The following is a 10577-nucleotide window of genomic DNA, read 5'->3' as shown; positions in this document are numbered from 1 at the left end:
TAATGGCGGAGAGGGAGGGATTATTCGGCGCTGCGCGCCTCACCCCCTTCGGGGGCCGCCTTCACTGTGTTCAGGCGTTCCTCAGCACGCTTTGCGTGCTTCGGTCGAACCCGCGAGGGTTCTCGCCCAGCCCTCAGGCCATTTCATAAGCCGCGCTGAAGCACGGCTTATGAAATGGCGGAGAGGGAGGGATTCGAACCCTCGGTCCGCTTGCACGGACGCCGGTTTTCGAGACCGGTGCAATCGTCCACTCTGCCACCTCTCCGGAGCCGGGGAGCGCGCATTGTAACGATTGGCAGGGCGCCTGTGAATGCGTGGGGCGGGGTCCGGAAGTGGAGTGAAAAGGCGGAACATGTTAAAACAGGCCGACTTTGAACAACGACAACAGGAGTGCCCTAGCGATGTCGAAACAGATTCCGATCGTTGACCCGGAAGGACTGCTGGAATATTCGGTGGTGTTCAACGACCGCTCCCTGAATCATATGTCCAAGGAATTCCAGGGGGTTATGAATGACATCTCAAGCACCTTGAAAAGTGTCTACAACGCGGACGCCACTATCGTGGTGCCCGGGGGCGGGAGCTATGGCATGGAGGCCGTGGCTCGCCAGTTTGCCAACGGCGAGTCCTGCCTGGTGGTGCGCAATGGCTGGTTCAGCTATCGCTGGAGCCAGATTCTGGATGCGGGACGGATCGCGGAAAACACCACCGTGCACAAGGCACGGCCGCTCCAGGAAGGCAGCCAGCAGCCGTTCCGCCCCGCGCCGGTTGAAGAGGTGGTGGAGTCGATCCGCGCGAACAAGCCGGGCGTTGTCTTTGCTCCGCATGTGGAGACCGCTGCGGGTCTGCTGCTGCCCGACGATTACCTGAAACAGGTTGCGGACGCGACCCATGAGGTGGGCGGTCTCTTTGTACTGGACTGCGTGGCCTCCGGCGCGCTCTGGGTGGACATGAAAGCCGTCGGCGCCGACGTGCTGATCAGCGCGCCGCAGAAGGGCTGGAGCGCGTCTCCCTGCGCCGCACTGGTCATGCTGAGCCAACGCGGGCTGGAGCGTCTTGAGGCGACGACGAGCAGCAGCTTTGCGTGCGACCTCAAGAAGTGGCACGGCATCATGCAGGCCTATGAGGGCGGCGGGCATGCCTATCACGCCACCATGCCCACGGATGCACTGGCGCAGTTCCGCGATGCCATGCTGGAGACGGTTAACGACGGCCTCGAGAAAACCCGCGAACGCCAGCTGGAACTGGGTCGTCGCGTACGGGCCATGTTCGCCGAGCGGGGCTTTACCAGCGTTGCCGCTGAAGGCTTTGAGGCGCCGGGTGTGGTGGTCCTCTATACCGGGCGTGATGACCTCCACAAGGGCAGTGGTTTCATTGCCCAGGGGCTCCAGACGGCCGCCGGCGTGCCGCTGGCCTGTGATGAGCCGGACGATTACAAGACTTTCCGTATCGGGCTCTTCGGCCTGGACAAGCTGCGCAATATCGATCGCAGCGTGGATTACCTCAGTGAAGCACTGGACGCGCTGCTGTAGACAGGGGCCATGCTTGAGGTCCTGATTCCACCCGGGCTGCCTCCTCTGGTGGCTGCCCTGTTGCTGCTGGCGTCCGTTTTCACCTCCATGATAACGGCCGCTTTCGGCGCCGGGGGTGGGGTATTGCTGCTCGGGATCATGGCCCTCTGGCTGCCGCCGGTGGCCATTGTGCCGGTCCACGGGCTGATCCAGCTGGGTTCCAACAGCGGCCGCTTCGCCATGACCTGGCGGAAGGTGGACTGGGGCGTGCTGGCGGCTTTTGCGCCCGGTGTGGTTCTTGGGATGGCGGCCGGCGCCCTGGTTCTGGTCCGGCTTCCGGAATCAGCGTGGCAGCTCACCATTGCCGGGTTTATTCTGTGGCTGTGCTGGGGACCGCCCATCCCGAAGTCGGCCCTGGGCAAACCCGGCATTTTTCTCGCATCGACCCTTACCAGTTTCATCACCCTCTTCGTCGGAGCGACCGGCCCGCTGGTGGCCGCCTTCATCAAGCAGCTCCATACGGACCGTTTCCGCACCATCGCCACCTTCTCAGGCGCAATGACGCTCCAGCACCTCCCCAAGATCCTGGTTTTCGGGTTTGCCGGTTTTGTATTCACGGAGTGGATTGTCTGGGTCCTGGCCATGATCGGTTGCGGCCTTATCGGCACCTGGCTGGGGCTGCGGTTGGTTAACCGCATGAGCAACCGGGTATTCCAGCGCCTGTTCACGATTATCCTGACACTTCTGGCGCTGAGACTGGTCTGGCAGGCCCTTTCCTGAGGCACTTAATCCGGGCGGATCAAAGTGCTATGGTCAGTGCCAAACAACCAGTCGAGGGAACCAGAACCCATGGCCAACAACAAGAATGACGGCATCATCCCCACGCTGGACCGCCAGCGTGAGATCTACCTCAAGGGTCTGAGCGGCGACCGCCCCATGGTCCCGATTGACAGTGACGAGCTTGAGCGCCGGGCGGAACGGGCCATGTCCCCGGAAGCCTTTGCTTACATTGCCGGCGGCGCGGGTCACGAGACCAGCATGGACAGCAATAGGCAGGCATTCCGCGAACGGCGCATACTGCCCCGGATGCTGAACGACGTCAGCGAGCGGGACACCAGCGTGACGCTCTTCGGCCGGCGTTTGCCGAGTCCCTTCCTGCTCAGCCCGATTGGTGTGCTGGAAATGGTGGACCCTCACGGGGATGAGTCGGTGGGACGGGCGGCTGCCGCTGAGGAGGTTCCCATGATCTTCTCGAACCAGGCCTCCCAGCCCATGGAGACGGTTGCCGAGGCCATGGGCGAGGGCCCCCGATGGTTCCAGCTCTACTGGAGTAAGTCCGATGACCTGGTGAAGAGCCTGGTTTCCCGCGCCGAGGCCTGCGGCTGCGAAGCCATTGTCGTGACCCTGGATACGACCATGCTGGGCTGGCGAACCCGGGACCTGGATCTGGCGTATCTGCCGTTCCTGCGCGGCAAGGGAATCGCCCAGTACACCAGCGATCCGGTCTTCCTGAAACGGCTGGAAAAGGCGATTACCGAGCAGGATGATGAGGCGCCCAAGCCTAGGGTCACCCTGGAGACGCTGAAGGCCCTCAGGGAAATCGGCCAGTCCTGGCCCGGAAGCACCCTTGAAGGCCTGCGTTCCGGCAAGGCGAGGGCGGCGGTGCAGGAGTTCATCAACGTCTATTCCCGCCCGTCGCTCACTTGGGAAGATCTCAGCATGCTGCGTGATCACACGCGCCTGCCGATTCTGCTCAAGGGCATCCTGCATCCGGACGACGCGCGCAAGGCCCGGGATTATGGGATGGACGGCGTGATTGTCTCCAATCATGGAGGCCGTCAGGTGGACGGCTCAGTATCGAGCTTTGAAATGCTGCCGCGCGTGGTTGAAGCGGTGGAGGGTAAGATCCCGGTGATCATGGACAGCGGTATCCGCGGGGGTGCCGATGTGTTCAAGGCGCTGGCGCTCGGCGCTACTGCCGTGGGCCTTGGTCGTCCCTGGGTTTACGGGCTGGCACTGGACGGTGAGGACGGTGCGCGGGAGGTAATCCGCAATTTCAAGACGGACTTTGAGCTGACCATGGGTCTTGCCGGGTGCCGCTCCATCAGCGAAATAACCCCGGATACGCTGGTCTAGCTCCAGGTTTTGCACGTAGACCTTTGTTGATTGGGGTGCGTGAACGTAAAACCGGACAGGATGCGTGCAATGATTGAACAAGGAGCCCGTCGGTGGGCGTGGCCGTTAGCCCTGGTCCTGGCCGCGGTGATGATAGCGCCCCGGACAGGGGCCAGTGAAGGACCCAAGGTGCGCACCAGTGCCGTAAACACGGCAGAGATCATCCGCGAGACAGTGGTCAACGGCACGGTAACCGCCCTGCGGCGTTCCTCCCTCTCGGCTGCTGTGAGCGGACAGATTGAGGTAGTCCAGGTGGAGGCCGGGGACCGCGTCGAGGAGGGCGATCTTCTGGTGCGCCTGGACGATGAGCTGGAATCGCTCAGTCTGGAGAGCGCGCGTGCCAGCACGCGTGAGGCGCGCGCCGCGCTGGAGGATGCGGAACGTCGCGTCAGGGAGGCGCGCTCCGTAGGCGAAGGTCGCAATATTGCCGCAACCGAGGTGAGTACCCGCGAAAGCGAGAAGGCCCAGGCTGAGGCCCGACTGGCACGGCTTGAGGCCGACGAAAAGCGTCAGCAGGCCCGGGTGACCCGCCACCGGATTACCGCGCCATTCAGCGGTGTTATAAGCATGCGTTCGAGTGACCCGGGGGAATGGGTCGATCCCGGCGATACGCTCCTGACCCTTGTGGATACAGACAATCTATACCTGGATTTCCAGGTTCCCCAGTCCTATTTCGGCCGCGAAAGCGAGGCGGAGCTGATCCTCACTTCCAGTGGCGACAACCGCCGTATTCCCATCCATTCGCGCGTCGGGGTGGTTGACCCCCAGCTGCGCACCTTCATGCTGCGGGCGCGCCCCGATGAACCCGGTGATCTTTCTCCCGGCATGACGGTTACCGGTAAACTCCGTTTCCCTACCGGGAGGGAGGGCATTGGGGTGCCGCGCGATGCGCTTAACCGCTACCCGGAGGGCCGGGTTACCGTCTGGGTTCTGGGTGAGGCGTCGGATCAGGGCTATGCCATTCGCGAAGAACGGGTCTCCGTGGCGGCCCGTTATGAGGATAACGTCATTGTTACGGAAGGCCTGAGCGCGGGAGAGCGGGTGATCGTCCGGGGCAATGAGTCGCTTGAGCCCGGCATGACGGTTCGGCTGGCGGAACCGGAGGCTGATTGATGTTCTCCGCCATTATCCGACAGGGGACCCTGGTCACAGTTGTCGCCCTGATTGTTGCGATCCTGGGCGCGGCCGCGGCCCTGCGCATTCCTGTACAGATGATTCCGGACCTGGAAGTGCGCACGGTCACTGTGGAAACCAGCTGGCCGGGGGCAACACCCCAGGATATCGAGAAGGATATCCTCGTTGAGCAGGAGCGTTTTCTCCGCAACATCCCCAACCTGAGCCGCATGGAGGCGACGGCCTCCAGCGGCTCCGCCGAGATCGAGCTGGAGTTCCCCTTTGGCGTCGATATCACCGAGACGCTGATCGATGTGAACAATGCCTTGAGCCAGGTCCCGGATTACCCCCGGAACGTGGACGAGCCCCGGATCGTGGCCACCTCGTTTTCCTCCAACGCGTTCATGTATTTCCGGGTCTCGACCCTGCCGGGCAACCCGCGCCAGCTCGACATCGTGATGATGAAGGACTTCGTCGAGGACCAGGTCCGTCCCCGCATGGAGAGCGTTCAGGGTGTCTCCGAGGTTCAGGTGGGGGGCGGTGCGGATCGTCAGATGCAGGTGCGGGTGGATGAGAAGGCCCTGAGCCGCTACGGGTTGGGGATGACCGACGTCCGGGATGCCATCCGCGCGCGCAACCAGGATATTTCCGGCGGAGAGGTGGACGCCGGCAAGCGACGCTATCTGTTGCGGACGGTCGGGCGGTTCAATTCAGCCGAGGACCTGGAGTCGCTGATCCTGTCCCGCCAGGGTGACGCGGTGCTGCGCCTGGGCGACGTGGCCAGTGTCGAGCAGGGGCATTCGCGCATCCGGCAGAATTCCTACCTCAATGGCAACCGCGTGATCAGCCTCTCTGTCCGTCGGGAGAGCGGCTCCAATGTCATTGCCATCAAGGAGGACATGCTGGAGGAAGTAGCGGCCATCAACGAGGAGGTACTGGAGCCCCGGGGCCTGCAGCTGTCCCTGAACGCCGATGATGCGCGCTATGTGCAGGCTTCCATCGGCAACGTCTGGACCAACCTGGGTATTGGCGCCGTGCTCGCGACCCTGGTCATGTTTATCTTCCTGCGCTCGGCGACGGCCACCCTGGTGGGTGTGATCGGCATTCCACTGTGTGCCATCGCCGGTTTCCTTGGCCTGATGGTCACCGGACGGACGGTCAACGTCATTTCGCTGGCCGGAGTGGCTTTCGCGCTTGGCATGACCATCGACAACAGCATCGTGGTTCTGGAGAACATTGAACGGTATCGCCGTCTGGGGCTCGACCGCTTCGAGTCCGCGCTCAAGGGTGTGCAGGAGGTCTGGCCGGCGGTCCTGGCGTCTACGATGACCACGGTTCTGGTATTCCTGCCCATCCTGTTCGTGGAAGAAGAGGCCGGCCAGCTCTACTCGGACGTTGCCATCGCCATCAGCAGCGCCATTGTCGCCTCCATGCTCGTGGCCATCACGCTCATTCCGATGCTGAGCGCGCGCCTTAGTTTCGGCGCCCGCAATGAGCAGCCGGAGGAAGGCAATGGGGGGCGCAACCCCCGCTGGATGCGTCTCTGTCTGGCGCAGGTCCGTTGGCTGGTCGCGTCCTCGCCCCGTTCACTGGGGGCCATTGTGCTCACCGTGGTCGGCTCGGCCGCCATACTGGTTTTCCTGACTCCGCCCTCGGAGTACCTGCCGGAAGGGGAGGAGCCCAAGACCTTCGCCTCCATGTCCGCGCCGCCCGGTTACAACCTGGGGGAAATGCAGGGGATTGCCGAGGAGGTTGAGGACCACTTCCTTCCCCATGTCCAGGCGGATCGTGCGGCCTATGAGGCTGGCGAGACCCGGGTGCCCCCCATGGCCTACCTGAACCTGAGCGTCGAGCCGGGCGGTATCCGCATCATCGCCGAGACCGTTGATCCGGATGACATCCAGGCGCTGATGGACGAGATCACCCGCGTGTATGAGACCTTCCCGGGCATGCGCGCCTTTGCCGCCAAGGGGTCCATCATCTCCGGTAATGACGGGGGCACACGAAGCATCAACCTGGATATTTCCGGACCGGACCTGCAATCCGTCTATAAAGCCGCCAACAGCGCCTATCAGCGCGCCGGCGAGATCTTCGACAACCCCCGCATCGACAGCCAGCCGTCGACGCTGACCCTGGCCCAGCCGCTGGTCGAAGTGAGGCCTGATTATGAGCGCGCGGAGGAAGTCGGGCTGGATACGGACGCCATCGGTTTTGCGGTAGCGGCATTGACCGAGGGCAGCTACGTGGATGATTTCTTCCTGGGCGACGACAAGATCGACCTCTACGTTTATGGGGAGGCGGGCAAGGACCCGCAACTCAGCCGGCTCTCCGAAATCAGCATCCACACGCCGGCGGGTGGAACACTGCCGCTGTCCTCCCTGGCCCGGATCGAGGAGACGGTGGATACCAGCACGGTCCGCCGTGTGGATGGGCAGCGGACTGTTACGCTCAATATCATTCCGCCGCCGGACGTGCCCCTTGAATCCGGTGTCGAGCGGGTGCGGGAGGCGCTCCTGGAGGAGCTGCGGACCAGCGGGGAGTGGCCTTCCGGCGTCAGTGTCTCGCTGTCGGGGGCCAGTACGCAGATGGAGGCGACGCGGGACGCCCTGAGCGGCAACTTCATGATCGCACTGGCCATTGTCTATCTGTTGCTGGTCGCGATTTTCGCCCACTGGGGCTACCCGCTGCTGATCATGACCACGGTACCGCTGGGCATTGCGGGCGGCATTGTCGGCCTTGTGCTGATGAACCTCGTCGGCCAGGGTGTCCTGCCGCTGCTCGGGCTTCAGCCCATCCGCCAGCCCTTTGACATGATCACGATGCTGGGCTTCCTGATTCTCCTCGGAACGGTGGTGAACAACCCCATCCTGGTGGTGGACCAGGCCCGCCGGAACCTCCGTGAACAGGGTATAACCGCGGCTGAGGCGGTGAGGCGAGCGGTTGAGTATCGGCTCCGGCCCATTGCCATGACCACGCTTACAACGGCCTTCGGGCTGGCACCGCTGGTGTTCATGCCCGGTGAGGGTACCGAGCTCTATCGGGGTGTGGGGGCCATTGTGCTGTTTGGTCTGCTGGGCGCCACGCTGGTAACTGTTACCTTCCTGCCCGCACTGACGGTTTCCGTGCTGAGACTCAGACGGAGCACGGATTGAGGGATTGCCTCTTGCCGGTGCGACCTGTAAGTTTCACAATCCTATAACAGGCGCCGTTTTACGATTCAGCGGAGGATTCAGAGCAGCGCGTCCGTTATACTGCCCGTTGATTCCCAGTGAATGCCAAGAGGTGTGAGTTTGATCCGGATTCTGGTGGTTGATGACCATGAACTGGTCCGTACCGGCATAACAAGGATGCTTTCCGATGACAATGAGATTGAAATTATCGGGGAGGCGGAGTCAGGAGAGGCTGCTGTCGAGCACGTGCGCCGGGATGCCCCGGACGTGGTTCTTATGGACCTGCGGATGCCCGGCATCGGCGGGCTTGAGGCGATGCGCCGGATCCTGCGGATCAATGATGATGTTCGGATTATCGCCGTCACCGCCTGTGCTGACGACCCCTACCCAACGCGCGTCATGCAGGCGGGAGCCCACGCCTATATCACCAAGGGGGCGGACCTGAAGGAGATGCTCCAGGCCGTGAGGCGGGCGTCACTGGGGCAACGCTACATCAGCCCCGAAATTGCGCAGAAGATGGCGCTTGGCAAGGTGAACGGGGGCGATGAGGATCACAACGCGTTCGACGAACTGTCCGAACGCGAGCTGCAGATTGCAACCATGATCGTGCAGTGCCAGAAGGTCCAGCAGATCTCCGACAGGCTCTGTCTCAGCCCCAAGACGGTGAACACCTACCGCTATCGCATCTTCGAGAAGCTCGGCATTGAAAGCGACGTTGAGCTCACCCTCAAAGCGGTGAAACACGGCATTCTTGACGCCGATGAAGTCTGAAGACGTTGCACCCGAATTTGATTCCGCCGCATTCCTCAAGCAGGTCACCGAACGTCCCGGCGTTTACCGGATGTTCAATGCCGATGGCGATATCCTCTATGTCGGCAAGGCCGGTAATCTCAAAAAACGCCTGAGCAGCTATTTCCGCAACCAGGGCCAGGCGATCAAGACCCGGTCGCTGGTCAGTCGTATCGCCAATATCGAGGTCACCGTCACCGCCAGCGAGACCGAGGCGCTGCTGCTTGAACAGAATTTGATCAAGTCGCTGCGCCCGCCCTATAACATTCTGCTGCGCGACGATAAGTCCTACCCCTATATTTATCTCTCGGATCATACCGATTACCCGGCGCTGAACTACAAAAGAGGTCGAAGTAAGCGGGATAAGGGCAGGTTTTTCGGGCCTTTTCCGAGTGGCGGCGCGGTGCGGGAAAGTCTCAATATTCTCCAGAAGGTGTTCCGGATCCGCAACTGCAGTGACAGCTATTTCCGCAACCGCACGCGGCCCTGCCTGCAGTATCAGATCAATCGCTGCACGGCCCCCTGCGTGGGCCTGATCTCCCCCGAGGATTACCGTGCCGATGTACGTCGGGCCACGCTTTTCCTGCAGGGCAAGAACCCGGAAATTATCGAGGAGCTGATCAGCAACATGGAGAACGCCTCCGCGAATCTGGATTTCGAGAAGGCGGCTCATTACCGGGACCAGATCAACTATCTGCGCCACGTCCAGGAGCAACAGGCCATTGAAGGGGGGTCCGCCTCGGTGGATATCCTGGGGTTGATGCAGGAGGCCGGCATCGTCTGCGTGGTGGTGCTCTCGGTGCGTGGCGGGCGCCTGGTGGGCACCCAGAACTACTTCCCGCGCCTCTCGATGGATCAGTCCGAGGAGGAGCTGCTTACCGCCTTTATTGGCCAGTACTATCTGGGCGAGGGCAATCCCCGGGAGATTCCACGTGAGATCGTGGTCTCCATGGAGCTCGGTGATCGCGCTGTACTGGATCAGGCGCTGTCCGAGCAGGCGGGGCGCGAGGTGAAAGTGCGCCATCGCGTGCGCGAGGAACGCCGCCGCTGGCTCCAGATGGCCCAGACCAATGCCGAGCAGACCCTGCGCAGCCACCTTGCCAACAAGGAGACGGTCTACCGCCGCCTGCTTGCCCTGAGGGAACTCCTGGAGCTGGACGAGGTGCCCGCGCGCATGGAGTGTTTTGACATCAGCCACAGCCAGGGCGAGAACACCGTAGCCTCCTGCGTGGTCTTCGACGAGAACGGCCCTCTGAAAAGCGATTACCGGCTCTATAATATCGAGGGCGAAACTGCGGGTGATGATTATGGTGCCATGCGCCAGGTGCTGCAGCGTCGTTACCGTAAGATTAAGGCGGGCGACGGCAAGCGCCCGGATCTGGTGTTTATCGACGGCGGACGGGGTCAGCTCAACGTGGCCAAGGCGGTGTTCGAGGAGCTGCAGATTCAGGACGTGGTCCTGATTGGCGTGGCCAAGGGCGAAACCCGCAAGGCGGGTATGGAGGAGCTGGTCGAGGCGGTGACCGACAGCAGCTTCCGGGTACCGCCGGATTCGCCCGCGCTGCACCTGATCCAGCACATTCGCGACGAGGCCCACCGCTTTGCCATTACCGGCCACCGGCAGCGGCGGGACAAGAAACGGCGCCAGTCAACACTTGAGGGAATTCCGGGTGTTGGCGCCAAACGGCGAAAAGACCTGATAAACTATTTCGGCGGTCTGCAGGAAATCAACAAGGCCAGCATCGAGGAAATCGCCAAGGTACGGGGTGTGAGTCATCAGCTCGCGGAATCCATCTACGCCGCTTTGCATAACGAGTAGCCA

General features: G+C 62.2%; 7 protein-coding genes and 1 tRNA gene. 7 read left to right on the top strand and 1 reads right to left on the bottom strand.

Going from position 1 to position 10577, the window contains the following annotated elements; translation table 11 throughout:
* Positions 1 to 175: 175 nt before the first annotated feature.
* A tRNA-Ser gene (locus DES49_RS07710) sits at positions 176 to 265 on the bottom strand.
* Between the two features lie 136 nt (positions 266 to 401).
* Between DES49_RS07710 and DES49_RS07705 the strand changes: the two genes are divergently transcribed.
* From DES49_RS07705 to uvrC, 7 genes are all read left to right on the top strand, one after another.
* The gene (locus tag DES49_RS07705; RefSeq protein ID WP_133735833.1) at positions 402 to 1529 is read left to right on the top strand and encodes a pyridoxal-phosphate-dependent aminotransferase family protein; all 1128 of its coding nucleotides are present in this window, start codon (positions 402 to 404) and stop codon (positions 1527 to 1529) included.
* Positions 1530 to 1538: 9 nt separating this feature from the next.
* Positions 1539 to 2288, top strand: a complete 750-nt coding sequence (locus tag DES49_RS07700) for a sulfite exporter TauE/SafE family protein (RefSeq protein ID WP_133735832.1) — start codon at positions 1539 to 1541, stop codon at positions 2286 to 2288.
* A 69-nt stretch (positions 2289 to 2357) separates the two neighbouring features.
* The gene (locus tag DES49_RS07695) at positions 2358 to 3644 is read left to right on the top strand and encodes a lactate 2-monooxygenase (protein WP_133735831.1); all 1287 of its coding nucleotides are present in this window, start codon (positions 2358 to 2360) and stop codon (positions 3642 to 3644) included.
* 69 nt (positions 3645 to 3713) lie between these two features.
* Positions 3714 to 4796, top strand: a complete 1083-nt coding sequence (locus DES49_RS07690) for an efflux RND transporter periplasmic adaptor subunit (RefSeq protein WP_243864952.1) — start codon at positions 3714 to 3716, stop codon at positions 4794 to 4796.
* Positions 4796 to 7948 (top strand): efflux RND transporter permease subunit, encoded by a 3153-nt coding sequence (locus tag DES49_RS07685; protein ID WP_133735830.1) that lies wholly within the window; start codon positions 4796 to 4798, stop codon positions 7946 to 7948. Before DES49_RS07690 ends, DES49_RS07685 begins: the two co-directional genes overlap by 1 nt.
* A 138-nt stretch (positions 7949 to 8086) precedes the next feature.
* Positions 8087 to 8737 carry a UvrY/SirA/GacA family response regulator transcription factor gene (gene uvrY, locus DES49_RS07680; RefSeq protein ID WP_133735829.1) on the top strand — a complete coding sequence of 217 codons (651 nt, stop codon included), beginning with the start codon at positions 8087 to 8089 and terminating at the stop codon, positions 8735 to 8737.
* The gene (gene uvrC, locus DES49_RS07675; RefSeq protein WP_133735828.1) at positions 8727 to 10574 is read left to right on the top strand and encodes an excinuclease ABC subunit UvrC; all 1848 of its coding nucleotides are present in this window, start codon (positions 8727 to 8729) and stop codon (positions 10572 to 10574) included. The genes uvrY and uvrC overlap by 11 nt, the downstream gene beginning before the upstream one ends.
* Positions 10575 to 10577 lie beyond the last annotated feature (3 nt).

Source organism: Halospina denitrificans, assembly GCF_004364635.1.
In the GTDB taxonomy this organism is placed as follows: Bacteria; Pseudomonadota; Gammaproteobacteria; order Pseudomonadales; family Oleiphilaceae; genus Halospina; species Halospina denitrificans.
The sequence above is the reverse complement of the archived record's forward strand: the minus strand, read 5'-3'. Positions and strand labels throughout refer to the sequence as shown.

What these genes read in the sequence shown, in the direction of transcription:
- DES49_RS07695 (WP_133735831.1), top strand. Translation starts at nt 2,358, where the DNA reads ATGGCCAACAACAAGAATGACGGCATCATCCCCACGCTGGACCGCCAG.
- DES49_RS07685 (WP_133735830.1), top strand. Translation starts at nt 4,796, where the DNA reads ATGTTCTCCGCCATTATCCGACAGGGGACCCTGGTCACAGTTGTCGCC.
- DES49_RS07705 (WP_133735833.1), top strand. Translation starts at nt 402, where the DNA reads ATGTCGAAACAGATTCCGATCGTTGACCCGGAAGGACTGCTGGAATAT.
- DES49_RS07690 (WP_243864952.1), top strand. Translation starts at nt 3,714, where the DNA reads ATGATTGAACAAGGAGCCCGTCGGTGGGCGTGGCCGTTAGCCCTGGTC.
- uvrC (WP_133735828.1), top strand. Translation starts at nt 8,727, where the DNA reads ATGAAGTCTGAAGACGTTGCACCCGAATTTGATTCCGCCGCATTCCTC.
- DES49_RS07700 (WP_133735832.1), top strand. Translation starts at nt 1,539, where the DNA reads ATGCTTGAGGTCCTGATTCCACCCGGGCTGCCTCCTCTGGTGGCTGCC.